Origin of the sequence: Streptomyces sp. MMBL 11-1 (assembly GCF_028622875.1) — a bacterium.
Classification (GTDB): Bacteria; Actinomycetota; Actinomycetes; order Streptomycetales; family Streptomycetaceae; genus Streptomyces.
Genome location: NZ_CP117709.1, coordinates 5328341 through 5345365 on the forward strand (window position 1 = coordinate 5328341; position 17025 = coordinate 5345365).

The 17025-nt window shown below is 70.0% G+C and carries 18 protein-coding genes; 9 read left to right on the forward strand and 9 right to left on the reverse strand.

Features of this window, described 5'->3' with window-relative positions; translation table 11 throughout:
- Positions 1-136 precede the first annotated feature (136 nt).
- The gene (locus tag PSQ21_RS23895) at positions 137-1138 is read left to right on the forward strand and encodes a LuxR C-terminal-related transcriptional regulator (protein WP_337961686.1); all 1002 of its coding nucleotides are present in this window, start codon (positions 137-139) and stop codon (positions 1136-1138) included.
- Between the two features lie 59 nt (positions 1139-1197).
- On the opposite strand, the gene PSQ21_RS23900 is transcribed toward PSQ21_RS23895, so the two are convergent.
- On the reverse strand, positions 1198-2865 hold the full coding sequence (locus PSQ21_RS23900) for a fumarate hydratase (protein WP_274032839.1): 1668 nt from the start codon (positions 2863-2865) through the stop codon (positions 1198-1200).
- Positions 2866-3059: 194 nt separating this feature from the next.
- Between PSQ21_RS23900 and PSQ21_RS23905 the strand changes: the two genes are divergently transcribed.
- Together PSQ21_RS23905 and PSQ21_RS23910 are read left to right on the forward strand one after the other, a co-directional pair.
- Positions 3060-3752, forward strand: coding sequence for a DUF1707 SHOCT-like domain-containing protein (locus tag PSQ21_RS23905; RefSeq protein WP_274032841.1), 693 nt, complete (start codon positions 3060-3062; stop codon positions 3750-3752).
- Between the two features lie 165 nt (positions 3753-3917).
- Entirely contained in the window at positions 3918-4289 is a 372-nt protein-coding gene (locus PSQ21_RS23910) for a WhiB family transcriptional regulator (protein ID WP_274032843.1), read from the forward strand.
- A 229-nt stretch (positions 4290-4518) separates the two neighbouring features.
- Here PSQ21_RS23910 and glpX read toward each other — a convergent pair whose 3' ends face one another.
- On the reverse strand, positions 4519-5550 hold the full coding sequence (glpX, locus tag PSQ21_RS23915) for a class II fructose-bisphosphatase (RefSeq protein WP_274032844.1): 1032 nt from the start codon (positions 5548-5550) through the stop codon (positions 4519-4521).
- Between the two features lie 158 nt (positions 5551-5708).
- On the opposite strand from glpX, the gene PSQ21_RS23920 reads away from it, so the two are divergent.
- Positions 5709-6257, forward strand: a complete 549-nt coding sequence (locus PSQ21_RS23920) for a DUF4245 domain-containing protein (protein ID WP_274032847.1) — start codon at positions 5709-5711, stop codon at positions 6255-6257.
- 139 nt (positions 6258-6396) lie between these two features.
- Here PSQ21_RS23920 and PSQ21_RS23925 read toward each other — a convergent pair whose 3' ends face one another.
- The 4 genes from PSQ21_RS23925 to PSQ21_RS23940 form a co-directional block, all read right to left on the reverse strand.
- On the reverse strand, positions 6397-6987 hold the full coding sequence (locus PSQ21_RS23925) for a malonic semialdehyde reductase (RefSeq protein ID WP_274032849.1): 591 nt from the start codon (positions 6985-6987) through the stop codon (positions 6397-6399).
- A gap of 272 nt (positions 6988-7259) precedes the next feature.
- Positions 7260-7502, reverse strand: a complete 243-nt coding sequence (locus tag PSQ21_RS23930; protein WP_274032850.1) for an exodeoxyribonuclease VII small subunit — start codon at positions 7500-7502, stop codon at positions 7260-7262.
- Between the two features lie 156 nt (positions 7503-7658).
- Entirely contained in the window at positions 7659-8870 is a 1212-nt protein-coding gene (gene xseA / locus PSQ21_RS23935) for an exodeoxyribonuclease VII large subunit (protein WP_274032851.1), read from the reverse strand.
- Positions 8871-8995: 125 nt separating this feature from the next.
- Positions 8996-10423 carry an APC family permease gene (locus PSQ21_RS23940; protein ID WP_274032853.1) on the reverse strand — a complete coding sequence of 476 codons (1428 nt, stop codon included), beginning with the start codon at positions 10421-10423 and terminating at the stop codon, positions 8996-8998.
- Between the two features lie 93 nt (positions 10424-10516).
- On the opposite strand from PSQ21_RS23940, the gene PSQ21_RS23945 reads away from it, so the two are divergent.
- Together PSQ21_RS23945 and ppgK are read left to right on the forward strand one after the other, a co-directional pair.
- Positions 10517-11506 carry a 4-hydroxy-3-methylbut-2-enyl diphosphate reductase gene (locus PSQ21_RS23945; RefSeq protein WP_176739499.1) on the forward strand — a complete coding sequence of 330 codons (990 nt, stop codon included), beginning with the start codon at positions 10517-10519 and terminating at the stop codon, positions 11504-11506.
- A 38-nt stretch (positions 11507-11544) separates the two neighbouring features.
- Positions 11545-12300 (forward strand): polyphosphate--glucose phosphotransferase, encoded by a 756-nt coding sequence (gene ppgK / locus PSQ21_RS23950; RefSeq protein WP_274032856.1) that lies wholly within the window; start codon positions 11545-11547, stop codon positions 12298-12300.
- Between the two features lie 113 nt (positions 12301-12413).
- On the opposite strand, the gene PSQ21_RS23955 is transcribed toward ppgK, so the two are convergent.
- Positions 12414-12974, reverse strand: a complete 561-nt coding sequence (locus PSQ21_RS23955; protein ID WP_337961707.1) for a DUF6542 domain-containing protein — start codon at positions 12972-12974, stop codon at positions 12414-12416.
- A 389-nt stretch (positions 12975-13363) separates the two neighbouring features.
- Between PSQ21_RS23955 and ychF the strand changes: the two genes are divergently transcribed.
- From ychF to PSQ21_RS23970, 3 genes are all read left to right on the forward strand, one after another.
- Positions 13364-14452: a redox-regulated ATPase YchF gene (ychF, locus tag PSQ21_RS23960; RefSeq protein WP_274032860.1), complete on the forward strand. Its 1089-nt coding sequence runs from the start codon at positions 13364-13366 to the stop codon at positions 14450-14452.
- 526 nt (positions 14453-14978) lie between these two features.
- Positions 14979-15230 (forward strand): type II toxin-antitoxin system VapB family antitoxin, encoded by a 252-nt coding sequence (locus tag PSQ21_RS23965; protein ID WP_148020499.1) that lies wholly within the window; start codon positions 14979-14981, stop codon positions 15228-15230.
- Entirely contained in the window at positions 15227-15643 is a 417-nt protein-coding gene (locus tag PSQ21_RS23970) for a PIN domain nuclease (protein WP_274032864.1), read from the forward strand. The genes PSQ21_RS23965 and PSQ21_RS23970 overlap by 4 nt, the downstream gene beginning before the upstream one ends.
- A gap of 815 nt (positions 15644-16458) precedes the next feature.
- Here the strand turns inward: PSQ21_RS23970 and PSQ21_RS23975 are convergent.
- Together PSQ21_RS23975 and PSQ21_RS23980 are read right to left on the reverse strand one after the other, a co-directional pair.
- Positions 16459-16722 carry a type II toxin-antitoxin system RelE family toxin gene (locus PSQ21_RS23975; protein ID WP_274032866.1) on the reverse strand — a complete coding sequence of 88 codons (264 nt, stop codon included), beginning with the start codon at positions 16720-16722 and terminating at the stop codon, positions 16459-16461.
- Positions 16715-16984: a type II toxin-antitoxin system Phd/YefM family antitoxin gene (locus tag PSQ21_RS23980; protein WP_274032867.1), complete on the reverse strand. Its 270-nt coding sequence runs from the start codon at positions 16982-16984 to the stop codon at positions 16715-16717. Before PSQ21_RS23980 ends, PSQ21_RS23975 begins: the two co-directional genes overlap by 8 nt.
- Positions 16985-17025: the final 41 nt, after the last annotated feature.

The following is a 17025-nucleotide window of genomic DNA, read 5'->3' on the forward strand; positions in this document are numbered from 1 at the left end:
CTTCTGGGCGTCGCCGTCCGCCTCGTCCGCCTTCGGCCCGTCCGCGCTGTTGATTCCAGATGTCACCGGGACATACTCGTCGAGCGCGGGTGCCGGACGGGGGACTCCCGTTTGCACAAAGGTAATCTGCATCCTTGTGAAGGACGATCATTCCCCCTCACCGGTATGTGATTGCCGTGAATCACCCTCGGACCGGTCGATACCGGAACAACCCTGCGAGGCGGCGCTCGCGGCCTATCGCCGTGCGCTGACGGAGGGCGGCCTCCCGGCCGGCGCCGCGCCGTCCTGCCTGCTGTCCCTGCACCTGATGGTGGCCGACCACGATTCACCCGGCTACCTCATCCCCGTACCGCCGGAGACCGCCTCGTTCGCCGCCCTCGCCCCGATCGAGGAGGCGATCGTCGAGCAGCGCCGAACCCTGCGTTCCGCCCGCGCCACCCTCGCCGCCTTCGAGGGCCTCTACGCCGAGATGCACCGACAGGAACGCCCCGTCCTCACCCGGCTCTCCGGCACGGCCGTCATCGGCAAGGCCCTGGACGCCGGGGTCAGCGGCTGCCGCGCCGAGGTCCGCACCGCCCACCCCGGCGGCGGACGCCCCGCCCACGTCCTGGAGGAGTCCCTGCCGCGCGATCTGGGCAACCTGCGCCGCGGCATCCGGCAGCGCACCCTCTACCAGCACACCGTCCGCTCGGACCGCACCACGCTCGCCTACATCGAGCAGGTGACCGCCGAGGGCGCCGAGATCAGGACCCTGGCCGAGGTCGCGGACCGGTTCATCGTCTTCGACCGGGACCTCGCCCTCATCCCGTTCTCCGACGAGCCGCACACCGCGCTGCGCGTCCAGCACCCGTCGCTGGTCCGCTTCCTGGTCCGCCACTTCGACGAGGCGTGGTCACGCGCGGTCCCGGTCCGCCCCGAACGCGCGCCGCTGCGCACCCCCGTCGTCACCTCCGACCTCCAGCGCGCCATCCTCCAGGCCGTCGTCAACGGCGAGACGGACGCCGCCATCGCCCGCCGGATCGGCATGAGCCGCCGCAGCGTCGCCGAGCACATGCGCAAGGTCTCCGAGCAACTGGGCAGCAACAGCCGGGCGCAGCTGGGGTATCTGGTCGCGACCTCGGGTCTGCTGGACGGCTGAGAACGCGAGGGAGGGCCCGTCCGCGCGGACGGGCCCTCCCTCGTACCTGCCGGGCGGGGTCAGCCGAGACCCGGCCCCCGCACCGGAATGCTGGTGAACGTCGGAGCCGGGGCGGGCTCGGTGAAGAAGTCGTTGCCCTTGTCGTCGACGACGACGAACGCGGGGAAGTCCTCGACCTCGATCTTCCAGACCGCCTCCATGCCGAGCTCCTCGTACTCGACGACCTCGACCTTCTTGATGCAGTCCTGGGCGAGCCGGGCCGCGGGGCCGCCGATCGAGCCGAGGTAGAAGCCGCCGTGCGCGCCGCAGGCGTCGGTGACCTGCTTGCTGCGGTTGCCCTTGGCGAGCATCACCTTGGAACCGCCCGCCGCCTGGAACTGCTCCACGTAACTGTCCATCCGGCCGGCCGTCGTCGGGCCGAAGGAGCCGGAGGCGTACCCCTCGGGCGTCTTCGCCGGACCCGCGTAGTACACCGGGTGGTCCTTCAGGTACTGCGGCATCTCCTCGCCCGCGTCCAGCCGCTCCTTGATCTTGGCGTGGGCGATGTCGCGGGCCACGACCAGCGGGCCGGTCAGCGAGAGCCGGGTCTTGACCGGGTACTTGGTCAGCTCGGCCAGCACCTCGTCCATCGGCCGGTTGAGGTCGATCTGCACGACGTCACCGGCCTCGTCCAGGTGCTCGTCGGTGGTGTCGGGGAGGAAGCGCGCCGGGTCCTTCTCCAGCTGCTCCAGGAAGACGCCCTCGGCCGTGATCTTCGCGGTGGCCTGGCGGTCGGCCGAGCAGGAGACGGCGATGGCGACGGGCAGCGAGGCCCCGTGCCGGGGCAGGCGCACCACGCGCACGTCGTGGCAGAAGTACTTGCCGCCGAACTGCGCGCCGATCCCGATCTTCTGCGTCAGCTCGAAGACCTTCTCCTCCAGCTCCTTGTCCCGGAAGCCGTGCCCGGTGGGGGAGCCCTCGGCGGGCAGCTCGTCCAGGTAGTGCGCGGAGGCGTACTTGGCGGTCTTCAGCGCGAACTCCGCCGACGTGCCGCCGACCACGATCGCGAGGTGGTACGGCGGGCAGGCCGCGGTCCCCAGCGACCGGATCTTCTCCTCCAGGAACGTCATCATGGAGGCCTCGTTCAGGACGGCCTTCGTCTCCTGGTAGAGGAACGACTTGTTGGCCGAGCCGCCGCCCTTCGCCATGAAGAGGAACTTGTACGCGCCGCCGTCGGTGGCGTACAGCTCGATCTGGGCCGGAAGGTTGGAGCCGGTGTTCTTCTCGTCCCACATGGTCAGCGGGGCCATCTGCGAGTAGCGCAGGTTGAGCTTGGTGTACGCGTCGTAGATCCCGTGCGACAGGGCCTCCTCGTCACCGCCCTCGGTCAGCACGTTCTGCCCGCGCTTGCCCATGACGATCGCCGTACCGGTGTCCTGGCACATCGGCAGTACGCCCGCCGCGGCGATGTTCGCGTTCTTCAGGAGGTCCAGCGCCACGAACTTGTCGTTGGAGGACGCCTCCGGATCGTCGACGATCCGCCGCAGCTGCGCCAGGTGGGCCGGGCGCAGGTAGTGCGAGATGTCGTGCATCGCCTCGGCGGCCAGGGTGCGCAGCGCCTCCGGGGCGACCTTGAGGAACGTACGGCCGTCGGCCTCGAAGGTGGAGACACCCTCGGCGGTCACCAGACGGTACGGCGTGGTGTCCTCCCCCAGGGGGAGCAGATCGGAGTACGCAAACTCTGCCATGACGGCCATTCCTCACTCGGCGACAGCGGCTGACCTCCCTCGGGCAGCGCATCCACCAGGGTAGAGCGCCGCCTCCGGGAGGATCCTGTGAGGTAAGGCTCACCTGGACCGCCGCCCGGGAACGCCGCTCGGGGGCCGGGCGCGCCGGGTTGGAGGGGTAGTCGCGATCTATCGCGTTTGGGTACGCTGGGCCGGTGGACCTAGAGAAGCAGCCCCAGCAGCCCCTCGCGCCGGCCGCCCCGCCGCCCGCCGAAGTCCTGGACGGCGATGGCATCCGCGCCTCCGACGCCGACCGCGACCGGATCGCGGACATCCTGCGGGAGGCGATGGCCGAGGGCCGTCTGACGGCGGACGAGCACGGGGAGCGGATCGACCTGGTCTACCGGGCCAAGACCGTCGGCGAGCTCCAGCCGCTGATCCGGGACCTGCCCGCGCCCTCCGGCTCCCCGGCCCGCCCCGGTTCCGAGCCGTACGCCTACGGGCCCGAGAACGACGACGGCCCCGCGGACAATCTCGTCGCGGTCTTCAGCAGCGCCACCCGCAAGGGCCGTTGGCGGGTCGGCGGACGGACGAACGCCTTCGCGCTCTTCGGCAGCGTGGAGATCGATCTGACCGAAGCGCTTTTCGGCCAACGCCTCACCGTTATCAACGCGACATCCATCTTCGGCAGCGTCGACATCCGGGTGCCGGAGAACATTTCCCTGCGCGGCAACGGCACGGGCGTCTTCGGCACCTTCGAAGTGCGGACGCTCGAATCGCCGGACCCGGAAGCGCCGGTGGTCGTGGTGAACGGCTATTCGGTGTTCGGGACCGTGGAAGCCCGGCCGAAGCGGGGCAAGTTCGTCGCCGACCTCCAGCGTCGGCTGCGCAAACATCTCGGCCACTGAATACGGCGGAGCGGACGACCTCCGGTAATCGGCCACAAACCCGCGGGGGCGCATTGCGGTGCGTCGCGCGTCGGTGCCACTCAGTGCATAGGCGTACGCACAGCGGGTAGGGAGTGCTGCATCGACTCTCGCTCGCGAAGCCGTAGCCGTCGTCAGGAGTAGACCGTGCTGCAACCGCCGCATCAGCCTCTGCAGGTCGCCGCCGTTCCGGCCCAGCGGACCCCCGCCCGGGAGGACGATGCGGGCCCCTGGCATTCCGATGCGGCCTGCCGCCGCGACGAGGCGGGCCTGTTCTTCGCCCCGTCGAAGGAGCCGACCGCTGCCCGGCTGGCCCGCGAGGAGGCGGCCAAGCGGGTCTGTGCCCGGTGCCCGGTCATGGTGCACTGCCGGGAGCACGCGCTGATGCAGCCCGAGCCGTACGGGGTGTGGGGCGGGCTCACCGCCGCGGAGCGCCGGGTGGCGCTGGCCCGGCGACGACGGCGGGACATCGAGCTCACGGCGGCGACGACGGCCGAGCACATAGCCGCAGCGGGCTGAAGGCGGCCCGCACCTACGGGAAACGGCCCGCGTATACGGGAAACGCCCGCGTATACCGGAAAGGGCCCGCGCCTACGGGAAGAGGGTCCGCGCCTACGGGAAACGGCCCGCGTACACCGGAAACGGCCCGCGCCTACGGGAAAAGGGGGGGTGCGGGGAGCGATGACCCGCTCCCCGCACCCCCCTACGCACTCCCCGACTGCTCGGCGCTACTTCACACCGCTGCGCGCTACTTCGCGCGGTCGAAGTCGATGGCGCTGTAGGCGCGCAGCTTCGACAGCCGGTGGGTCGAGGAGATCGTCCGGATCGTGCCGGACTTGGAGCGCATCACGATCGACTCGGTGGTCGCCTCCTCCGCGCGGTACCGCACACCGCGCATCAGCTCACCGTCGGTGATCCCCGTCGCCACGAAGAACACGTTGTCGCCGCTGACCAGGTCGTCGGTCGACAGCACCCGGTCCAGATCGTGGCCCGCGTCCAGCGCCCGCTGCCGCTCCGCCTCGTCCTTGGGCCAGAGCTTGCCCTGGATGACGCCGCCGAGGCACTTTATGGCGCAGGCCGAGATGATGCCCTCGGGGGTGCCGCCGATGCCCATCAGCAGGTCGACGCCGGTGCCCTCGCGGGCCGCCATGATCGAGCCCGCGACGTCGCCGTCGGAGATGAACTTGATCCGCGCGCCCGTCTCCCGGATCTCCTTGACGATGCCCTCGTGCCGGGGCCGGTCGAGGATGACGACGGTGACGTCCTCGGGCATGGCGTTCTTCGCCCGTGCCACGCGCCGGATGTTCACCGACACGGGCGCGTTGATGTCGACGAAGTCCGCCGCCTCGGGCCCCGTCACCAGCTTGTCCATGTAGAAGACCGCGGACGGGTCGAACATCGTGCCGCGATCGGCCGCCGCCAGCACGGCGATGGCGTTCGGCATGCCCTTGGCGTTGAGCGTGGTGCCGTCGATCGGGTCGACCGCGATGTCGACCTCGGCGCCGGTGCCGTCGCCGACCCGTTCGCCGTTGAACAGCATGGGCGCTTCGTCCTTCTCACCCTCGCCGATGACGACGACGCCGTTCATCGAGACGGTCGAGACGAGGGTCCGCATGGCCTTCACGGCGGCGCCGTCGGCGCCGATCTTGTCGCCGCGGCCCACCCAGCGCCCGGCAGCCATGGCGGCGGCCTCGGTGACCCGGACCAACTCCAGGGCCAGGTTGCGGTCGGGGGCCTCCGGGGAGACCTCCAATGGGGACGGCAGATGATGCTCGGACATCGGAGCGCACCTTTCTGTACGGCGACGACCGGATATGAGGGTGCTGCGACTCTATCGGTAGGTCGATAAAATGAGCAGGCCGGGTCACGCATGAGCGCCCCTGGAGGGGCGGCCGTGAGCGGCACCCTGCGGTCGGGCGTGTCAGGCCGCGTGCCACCATGGATCCCGTGGCAAGCAAGCGAGGCAAGCAGACAGTCCGGGACATGATCCTGTCGACCTTGGTGATCGCCGCCTGCGCGGGCGTCATCTACCTCTTCATCCCGAAGGACGAGAACGCCGATCCGATCAAGCCCGTCGACTTCACCGTCGAGCTGGCCACGGTGCGGACCGCCGCCTCCTACCCGGTGGCCGCGCCCGAGGGCCTGCCGAAGGAGTGGAAGGCGACCTCCGTCAGGTACGACGAGGTCGCGGGCGACGCCTGGCACCTGGGCTTCCTCGACGCGGACCGCAGGTACGTCGCGGTCGAGCAGTCCACCGCCGCCGCGCGGACGTACGTCCCCGAGGTCAGCCAGAAGGCCAAGGACACCGGGCGCACCGAGACGGTGGCCGGCCGGGAGTGGCAGGTCTGGGAGGGCGCGAAGTACGACGCCCTCGTCCTGCCCGGGAAGGGCCACACCACGGTGGTGACCGGCTCGGCGCCGAAGGAGAGCCTGGTCAAGATGGCCGCCGCGCTGAAGACGGCGCCGCCCGCCGCGCCGGCTTCCTGAGCCGCGACCGCTCCACAGCCCGACAGCCCGACAGCCCGACAGCCCGTATGCGAGGGGCCCCGGAACACCAGGTGTTCCGGGGCCCCTCGCATACGGGCTGCCGGGCTCGGCCGTCAAGGACTCGCGCGGCGCCGAGGACTCAGACGGTCGTGACGACCTCGTCGAAGGAGAGGCGCGGGCTGCGCGGGAACCAGGCGTCCTCGCCCGGCTTGCCGATGTTGACGACCATCAGCGGCGCGTGGTCGTCGTCCAGGAACTCCTTCTGGACGCCCGCGGCGTCGTAGCCGGTCATCGGGCCGGCGGCCAGGCCGGCGGCGCGGACGCCGATGATGAAGTAGGCGGCCTGCAGCGCGGCGTTGAGGCCGGCGGCCGACTCGCGGGCCGGGCGCTCCGAGAAGAACATGTCCTTGGCCTGCGGGAAGTGCGGGAGCAGCGCCGGGAGCTCCTCGTGGAACTCGTTGTCGGCGGCCAGGATCGCGACCAGCGGGGCCGTGGAGGTCTTCGGGCGGTTGCCCTCGGCCATGTGCTGCACCAGGCGCTCGCGACCCTCGGCGGAGCGGACCAGGACGACGCGCAGCGGCGACTGGTTGAAGGCGGTCGGTCCGAACTTGACCAGGTCGTAGATCGCCTGGACCTGCTCGTCGGTCACCGGCTCGTCGGTGAAGGTGTTGGCGGTACGGGCCTCACGGAAGAGGAGGTCCTGGGCGGCGGGGTCGAGAACGAGGGACATCTGGGGCGAACCTTCCGAACGTACGCGGCGGGGAGACGTCCCGAACGTACGCCAGATTTAGGTTAACTTTCAACTAAAGCGGGTCGGGAGTGACTCATCGCACAGCGCACCTCTCCCTGCGCCATCACCCGTCCCGCCGCCGCACCCTCGTCCGCCGTAGCCGCAGCACGCCCGTCCGCCGGGACCGCCACCGAGCCGTCCTGGCGCCGGCCGCCCCGCGCCATCCGAGCGTGCGCGCCGCCGGAGCCCCGCCGGGCCCGCGGACGCCCCGCTCAGCCCTGATGGTCCTCCTGCGGGCGGGCCAGGGCCGCGTCCAGCCGGGCGCGGGCGCCCTCCAGCCAGTGCCGGCAGACCTTCGCCAGCTCCTCGCCCCGCTCCCACAGGGCCAGCGACTCCTCCAGCGTCGTGCCGCCCGCCTCCAGCCGGCGTACGACCTCGATCAGCTCGTCCCGTGCCTGCTCGTACCCGAGCGTGCCCGTGGCGGCAGCCGCCGTCGTCCCGTCGTCGTCCGTCATGTGATCCACCCTAAGCGTGAGCTGTTACGACCATGTGGGCGCTGATGCCCCTGCGACACGGCGGTCGAGCCGTCCCGCTTCCCGGTTCCGGCGGTCCGGCCGTCCCGCTCCCCGGCTCAGGCGGGCGTGGCGGTCCGGCCGTCCCGCTTCCCGGCCTCACCCGTCCACCCGCACCGTGAACTCGCCCTCCGACACCCGCGCCCGCAGCGGCTCACCGGGCGCCCCGGCCTCGCCGGGGGAGCGGACCACATGTCCGTCGGGCCGCTGGAGCACCGCGTAGCCCCGCTCCAGGGTCGCGGCCGGCGACAGCGAGACGACCCGGGCGAGCGTGTGCGACAGCTCCGAATCGGCCCGGTCCAGGAGATGACCCAGCACCCGGCGGCCGCGCCCGAGGAGCGCGTCCACCTCGGCCTCGCGCTCGTCCACCAGCCGCTGGGGCCGCTCCATCGCGGGGCGGCCCAGCGCGTGGGCGAGCCCCCGTTCCTCGCGGTCCAGCAACCCCCGTACGGTCCGCAGTGCCCGGTCCCGCAACTGCTGCACCCGCTCCAGCTCCTCGCCCACGTCGGGGACGACCTTCTTGGCCGCGTCCGTGGGCGTGGAGGCACGCAGGTCGGCCACCAGGTCGAGCAGCGGTGAGTCGGGCTCGTGGCCGATCGCGGAGACCACCGGCGTACGGCAGCCGGCCACGGTCCGGATCAGCTGCTCGTCGGAGAACGGCAGCAGATCCTCGACGCTGCCGCCGCCCCGCGCCACCACGATCACGTCGACCTCCTCCAGCGCGTCCAGCTCCTCGACCGCCCGCACCACCTGGGCGACCGCGTTCACCCCCTGCACGGCGGTGTTGCGGACCTCGAAGCGCACGGCGGGCCAGCGGCGGCGGGCGTTCTCCAGCACATCACGCTCGGCGGCGGAAGCACGCCCGCAGACCAGCCCGACGAGCTGCGGGAGGAACGGCAGCGGCTTCTTGCGGTCCAGGGCGAAGAGCCCTTCGGCGGCGAGCGACTTCTTCAGCTGCTCCAGCCGGACGAGCAGCTCACCGATGCCGACCGGCCGTATGTCCGTCGCCCGGAGCGACAGCTGCCCCCGGGGCGCGTACCACTCGGGCTTGGCCAGCACGACGACGCGCGCGCCCTCCGTCACCACATCGGCGATCCGGTCGAAGACCTGCCGGAAACAGGTCACGCTCACCGAGATGTCATGGGACGGATCGCGCAGCGTCAGGAAGACGACTCCGGCGCCCGGGCGCCGCGACAGCTGGGTGATCTGCCCCTCCACCCAGATGGCGCCGAGCCGGTCGATCCACCCGCCGATGAGCCGGGACACCTCACCGACGGGCAGCGGCGCTTCCGCGGACGTGTTGAGAGCCATACGGGCGAGCGTATCGGCCGCCACCGACAGGCCCCCCGCCCCACGCGAAGCCGTACGGGACGTGAAGCCGTACGGGAGGGACACGGCGGGACACGACGCCATCCGGGACATGAAGTCCTGGCGTGCTACGGGACCGGGGCCCCCTTCTCCACGCCACCCGGGCCCTCCGTACCCGTACCGCCCCGCCGGCCCGTCCCCTGCACCGCCAGCACCACGAGCCCCACGCCGAGCCAGCAGACGCCCACCACCTGCGAGGACGCCGTCGCCTCCACGATGACCGCGACCAGCACCCCCGCGCCGACCACCGGGATCAGGACGTGCCGCCACCACACCGGCGGGCCCTCCATCCGGCGTACGGCGAACCAGCCGACCACCGACGCGTGCAGCAGGATGAACGCCGTCAGCGCGCCGATGTCCACCACGGAGACCAGATGGTCCAGGCCGTCGTCGCGCCGGGCCGCCCATACCGCGGCCACCAGCGTCACGACCGCCGCGCACAGAATCGCCACCCGCGGTACGCCCGACGACGGGTCGACCTTCGCGAGGAAGTGCGGCAGGCGCCGCTCCCGGGCCATCGCGAAGACGAGCCGGCCGGCGGCGGCCTGCCCCGCCAGCGCGGCGAACGCGGCGCCGATCGCCTTGCTGACCGCCACCAGATCGTGCAGCCACGTCCCCACCGAGGCGTCCACCGCGTCGTAGAACGCCGACCCCTGCGCCGCCGGGTCCGCCGCCAGCTCCGCCGAGCTCACCGGCTCCAGCAACGCCGCCAGATACGACTGCGCCACGAACAGGGCACCGGCCAGCACCAGGCAGAACAGCACCGCCCGCGCCACCTTCCGCGAGCCGCCCGTCACCTCCTCGGCGAACGAGGCGATGGCATCGAAACCCAGATAGGAGAGCACCGCGATCGATACGGCCCCCAGCACCGCCGCCACGGAGAACCCGGCGTCCCCCGTCAGCGGCGTCAGCCAGCCGCGCTGCGCCCCGTCCCGTACGAGGACGACCACGGCCGAGACCACGAAGACCAGGAGCACCACGATCTCCATGGCCAGCACCGCGAAGCCGACGCGGGCGGCAGCCCGTACGCCCCACAGGTTGAGCAGCGTGGTCACGAGCACCGCGATCGCGGTCCACACCCACCGCGAGACCTCTGGGACCAGCGCGTTCATCGCGATCCCGGAGAAGAGGTAGGCGACGGCCGGGATCAGCAGGTAGTCGAGCATGGCCATCCACCCGGCGATGAACCCCGGCCCTTCCCCGAGCCCCTTGCGGGCATACGTGAAGACCGAGCCGGCGAAGGGGGCGACCCGCACCATCTGGGCGTAACTGAAGGCGGTGAACCCCATCACCACCGTGGCCGCCACATAGACGAGCGCGACCGCGCCACCGGACTTCGCGTCCAGGGCACCGAAGACCCCGACGGGGGCCATCGGGGCGATGAAGAGGAGCCCGTAGACGACCAGATCCCGGAACCCCAGCGTCCGTCGCAGCCTGCCCGGTGCCGTACTGCTCCCCGCGCCGCTGCCCGAACCGTTCTCCGGCACCGATGTCATCGCCCCTCCATCACCATCCGCCATTTCCCATGAACGCACCGCGACCAGTCTCCCGACCCGGCCGTCCTCGCGCCTGTTCGCCACGGCCTTACGATGGGACGCATGACTGCAACTCCTGCCCGCCGTGTCCTGCTCGCCGCTCCCCGTGGCTACTGCGCGGGCGTGGACCGTGCCGTGATCGCCGTCGAGAAGGCCCTGGAGCAGTACGGGGCCCCGATCTACGTCCGCCACGAAATCGTGCACAACAAGTACGTCGTCCAGACCCTGGAGAAGAAGGGCGCGATCTTCGTGGACGTCACCGCGGAGGTGCCCGAGGGCTCCATCGTGATGTTCTCCGCGCACGGGGTCGCGCCCACCGTCCACGCGGAGGCCGCCGAACGGAAGCTCGCGACGATCGACGCGACCTGCCCGCTGGTCACCAAGGTCCACAAGGAAGCCGTCCGGTACGCCAAGGAGGACTACGACATCCTCCTGATCGGCCATGAGGGGCACGAGGAGGTCATCGGCACCTCCGGCGAGGCCCCCGACCACATCACCCTGGTCGACGGCCCCGAGGACGTCGCGAACGTCAAGGTCCGCGACGAGTCGAAGGTCGTCTGGCTCTCCCAGACCACCCTGTCCGTCGACGAGACGATGGAGACGGTCGACGCCATCAAGGCGAAGTTCCCCAACCTCCTCTCGCCGCCCAGCGACGACATCTGCTACGCCACGCAGAACCGTCAGATCGCGGTGAAGAAGCTCGCCGAGGACGCCGAACTGGTCATCGTGGTCGGCTCCAAGAACAGCTCGAACTCCATTCGCATGGTCGAGGTCGCCCTGGACGCCGGAGCCCCCGCCGCCCACCTGGTCGACTTCGCCGACGAGATCGACGAGGCCTGGCTGGAGGGCGTGACCACGGTCGGCCTGACCTCCGGCGCCTCCGTCCCGGACGTCCTCGTCGACGGCGTCCTGGAATGGCTCGGAGAGCGCGGCTACGCGGACGTGGAGACGGTGAAGACGGCCGACGAGTCGATCACCTTCTCCCTCCCCAAGGAGCTGCGGCGCGACCTGCGCGCCGAGGCCGCCGCCCTTTCCGCCGAGTAGCCGCGCAAGGGGCCCGGCCTGCCCGTACCGTGGGTCCCATGGAGATCTTCGGCGTGGACATCGGCGGATCCGGGATCAAGGGTGCTCCCGTGGACCTGGACCGCGGAGACCTGGCGCGGGAGCGCCACAAAGTGCTGACACCGCACCCGGCCACGCCCACCGGCGTGGCCGATTGCGTGGCCGAGGTCGTCGGCCACTTCGGGTGGTCGGGCCCCATCGGCATCACGTACCCGGGGGTCGTCACCGACGGGATCACCCGTACCGCGGCCAATGTCGACAAGGGCTGGATCGACACGGACGCCCGCGCGCTGCTGGGCGAGCGGATCGGCCAGCCCGTCACCATTCTGAACGACGCGGACGCGGCCGGGGTCGCCGAGATGACGTTCGGCGCGGGCAAGGGCCGCGCGGGCACGGTCATCGTGCTGACCTTCGGCACAGGCATCGGCAGCGCGGTCTTCACCGACGGCCGGCTCGTCCCCAACACCGAGCTGGGCCACCTGGAACTGCACGGCCACGACGCGGAGAAGCACGCCTCCACCAAGGCCAAGGAGGACGGGGACCTCAGCTGGCAGCACTGGGCGCACCGGGTCCAGAAGTACCTGCTGCACGTGGAGATGCTGTTCTCGCCCGAGCTGTTCATCATCGGCGGCGGCGTGAGCCGCAAGGCGGAGAAATTCCTGCCGCTGATCGAGAAGGTCCGGGCCGAGATGGTCCCGGCCCAGCTCCAGAACAACGCGGGCATCGTGGGAGCGGCGATGGCGGCGGCGGGCCAGGCGCGACACGACAAGGGCTGAACGGGACAGGAGCTGAACGCGACAGGGGCTGAACGGGGCAGGGGGCATCGGAGGGCTCGCTCGGGCGCGTCGGAGGTGGACAGCCGGCGGCGACGGCCTGGGAGGTCCCGGTTTCAGGGCCGCTGAGGACGGCGGACAGCCGCGCCCGCCGCCCCCGCCCCGGCCCGTACGGGCTTCGCGGCGGCGGGGGCGGCGGCGGAGAGGGGCGCCGGCTCGGTGGCGGCACCACGCCCCTGGCCCAGCACGTACCGCCGCCGGGCGCGCATGTGGCGCACCTTGCGCACGGAGGCGATGAGACCCGCGATCAGCGTGCCGCCGTACAGCCAGCCGGCGTGCACGGCGAGGGCGGTGACGAGGCCCATGATCTGCCCGCCGAAGCCCTCGGACCCGCCGGAGATCGGAAACACTCCGACGGCGAAGGCGATGGGCACGCTGATCGGTGCCGTGACCAGGTCGGCGGGCCGGACCCAGAGGGCGGTCAGAGCGCTGACGGGCAGGAAGAGCAGCCCGTAGACGAGCTCCGAACTGTCGAACAGCAGCCGGTCGACACAGGCGAGAACCACCATCGTGAGGGCGGCGAACAGCCCGGCCCCGATCCCGGTGAGCCGGGGGTTCGGGAACCGCCGCAGCGCGAGAACCACGGGGGGCACGCTGCGCACCCGTACCCGGTACACGGCGGAACTCTCACCGGCGGAACCACCCGGCGCGGGCGGGGCGGGCGCGGCCTGCGGGGGCTGCCTGTGCTGCGGGGGACGTGTCCTGTGCTGCTCCACCCGCACAACGTAGGTCGCGGGGGGCGGTGAATCAGGTGTTGGACACGCGCTTTGGCCGACCTTGGCGTTGCGTTCGATGTCACACGGCCGAAAGCCGCGTTGTCCGGGCCGGCGGGAGGGGCGGGTAAACCGCACTGTCCGGGCCCGCGGGAGGGCTCGGTAAACCGCACTGTCCGGCCCGTCGGCCCGGCCCGTAAACTGGAGAATCGGTCCACTCCGGGACCCGGCCGAACAGCCGAGCCGGACCCCGGACGCCCCTGACCCCCTCCTCACTCCAGGAAGTCGCCAAAGTGTCGCTCACGATCGGAATCGTCGGTCTGCCGAATGTCGGCAAGTCGACCCTGTTCAACGCCCTGACCAAGAACGACGTGCTGGCGGCCAACTACCCGTTCGCCACGATCGAGCCGAACGTCGGCGTGGTCGGCGTCCCGGACCCGCGCCTGAACAAGCTCGCGGAGATCTTCAGCTCGCAGCGGCTCCTCCCGGCGACGGTGGACTTCGTCGACATCGCCGGCATCGTCCGGGGCGCTTCGGAGGGCGAGGGCCTGGGCAACAAGTTCCTCGCGAACATCCGCGAGTCCGACGCGATCTGCCAGGTCATCCGGGCCTTCAAGGACGAGAACGTCGTCCACGTCGACGGCAAGGTCTCGCCGAAGGACGACATCGAGACGATCAACACCGAGCTGATCCTCGCCGACCTCCAGTCCGTCGAGAAGGCCGTCCCGCGCCTGACGAAGGAATCCCGCCTCCAGAAGGAGAAGGTCGCGGTCCTCGCCGCGGTCGAGGAGGCCCAGAAGATCCTGGAGTCCGGCCAGACGCTGTTCTCCGCGGGCATCACGGCGGCCACCGAGAAGGGCCGGCTCCTCCACGAGCTGCACCTGCTCACCGTCAAGCCGTTCCTGTACGTCTTCAACGTCGACGAGGACGAACTGGTCGACGAGGACTTCAAGAACGAGCAGCGCGCCCTGGTCGCCCCCGCCGAGGCGATCTTCCTGAACGCCAAGATCGAGTCCGAGCTGATCGAGCTCGACGACGACGAGGCCCTCGAACTGCTCCAGTCGATGGGCCAGGAAGAGCCCGGCCTCGCCACCCTCGGCCGCGTCGGCTTCGAGACCCTGGGCCTCCAGACCTACCTCACGGCAGGTCCGAAGGAAGCCCGCGCCTGGACGATCAAGAAGGGCGCCACGGCCCCGGAGGCGGCCGGTGTGATCCACACCGACTTCCAGAAGGGTTTCATCAAGGCGGAGATCGTCTCCTTCGACGACCTGGTGGAGACCGGCTCGGTCGCCGAGGCCCGCGCCAAGGGCAAGGCCCGCATGGAGGGCAAGGACTACGTCATGCAGGACGGGGACGTGGTGGAGTTCCGCTTCAACGTGTAGCGGCTGACTTAACACCACGTCACTGATCTGGCAAACACGCAGTTCAGGAGGGGCTCGACTCTTCGGAGTCGGGCCCTTTGCTTTTTCCGGTGCTGGGATGGTGCTGGGTTACCTGGCCCCTCGTCACCTGTCGTCATCCCTGGTCATTCGTACCGTGCTGGGTTTGCGCTGGGACGCGGATGCGCCGCCCGTGCCAGGTTCCACTCTGATGAGGCATCCCGAGACTACGAGCCGATCGTCGCGGGGAGCGCAGCCTGCCGTGCCCGGGTTCGTTCTTGCCGGCTTCCGATGTCTTGCGGAGTGGCCGCTCCTGCAACATGGCGTCGATTCGTTCGCCGAGTACCAGGTCAGGGAGTTCGTACAGGGTCTCGTCCAGGGTTGCTCGCCGATCGGAAAGCTGATCAACCAGTCCAGGTCGTGCTCCCGGCTCTGAGCGAGGCGTCCTCTACACTCCAGCATTTTGATGCCATTTCTTACTCCCAATTGATATCGTTGTTGGAGCGTCGAGCCGTGAAGGGGAAAACTGATGGCCAGGACCGTGATCGATCTGGACGAGGAGATCGTCGAGCAGGCGATGCGTGTGTATGGGGCGAGGACGAAGGCCGCCGCAGTGCGGGCGGCCATGGAGGAGGGGGTGAGGCTGCGGCTGCGCCGGGAGCTGTTCGATGCCATTGACGATGGTGAGTTCGATGACGTGTTTGCGGAGATCCGGTCGCAGACGGGGCCGCGGAACCCGGATGGCTCGCTTAAGCGCGAAGACGGGGCTTCGGCGGCGTGAAAGGGCGCTACCTCATCGACAAGTCCGCGCTGGCCCGCCGGGGCAAACCGGCAGTGCGGGCGCGGCTGGATGTACTGGACCGCGATGGACTACTAGCAGTGTGCGCCCCGACCGAGTATGAGGTCCTGTACTCGGCGCGTGGAAAGCCCGAGGCACTGCGCCTGCGTACCCTGCTCCGTGGTTTCGACTACTTGCCCTGCAACGACGAGGAGTTCGAGGAGGCGCTCGCGATCCAGGCGCTGGCGCTGAACGCTGGCTTTCACCGGGCGCTGTCGCTGGCCGACGTCCTCATCGCGGCAACCGCAGAACGGCATGGGGCCACGGTCCTGCACTACGACGGCGACTTCGACATGATCGCCTCGGTGAGCGGGGTGCAAGCCGAGTGGGTCGTGGAGCCCGGCACCGCCGACTGACCGGGAACGGCGCATGCCGTGCCAGCGAGTGCCTCGACGGTCTGTATTTCCGCTGGTCCAGTCGATGAGTACGGTCGCGCTCTTTATGCGGTGTCGCGATCGATCCTGAGGGCCCACTTCGATGAAGTCGCAAGCGGATCTCGAAGACCTCAATTGCGATCGGGTGGACGTCACGTTTCGGCAGCTCGCTAAGCTCGCTCGCCTGCACCGCGACAAGGGATCGCGCGGAGATGGGTTTGAGTGGGCCTTTCACGAGGCGATTGTCGGCGGTGAGCCTCGCGTTTGTCGATAAGCTCGATTGATCTCGCAGTGACACGCCATCGTCTGTCTGCGGGAAGCTGAACCTCCCGTGGCGTGCTTGGCCACCGGGACAGTCGTGAGCGGTGGTTCCTGAGCGTCAAGGGCCAGGCGGACCCCTTCTTGCGGGTCCAGCGAGGGGCACCTGCTGCCCAGCGCGTGGAGCCGTTGCAGGCAAGTGCGTCACGCCGTGCGGCCACTCCCTCGACGAAGCGTCCCACCCCTCAAAGGGTGCGAGCCGGGGTGGTGGCGCGCAAGCTGCGTGGGAGTGCATGAGGGGTGCCCGGCCTGCATGGTGCTGGGATGGAACGCCGGTGCTGGCCCTCTCCGGAACTGCGTTTCCGCAGGTGGGAGCTCTGCGCTACGGATTCCGCTTCAACGTGTAGCGGCTGCATGACATCACGTCGCTGATCTGGCAAACATGCAGATCAGAAGGGGCCGGGCTCTCACAAGCCCGGCCCCTTCGTCGATCCCGTGCTGGATCGGTGCTGGATTCTCTGACCGGACGTCAGGAGTGCTCAGGTGTCGTAGACGGTGGAGCGATGCCCGACGTGTACGACCCAGACCACCAGCTCGCCGTCGTCGATCGTGTAGATCACGCGGTAGTCGCCTACCCGCAGGCGGCGCCGGTCAGGCTGGGAGACGAGGGCCGTGGTGTTGAACCCCAGCGGGTCGCTCTCCAGCTCCGTCAGCTTGGCCAGAATGCGGAGAGCCATGTCTCGCGGGACCTTGCGGAGCTCGGCCTGAGCCTCGGGGCGGAAGACGGTGCGGTACTCACTCACTGCGTGCCAGCGTCTCCCTCATGATGTCCTCGATCGGGATACCGGATGCCGGATTGGCCATGCGCTCATCGATGATCCGGTTGATCTCACGTTCTTCCCACTCCAGGTACTTCCGGAGCACGTCGATGGACACCACGGCAGCCACCTCCTTGCCTCGGCGCGTGATCACCGTGGGTACGTCGTCGCGGTCGGCCCGTTCCACAACCTCGGCCAGGTGTGCCCGGACATCGCGGATGGACTCTATGGGCAGCGGCTGTGTCATGCGCTCAAAGGTACCGGGTGGCGCATGTGTACACAATGGGA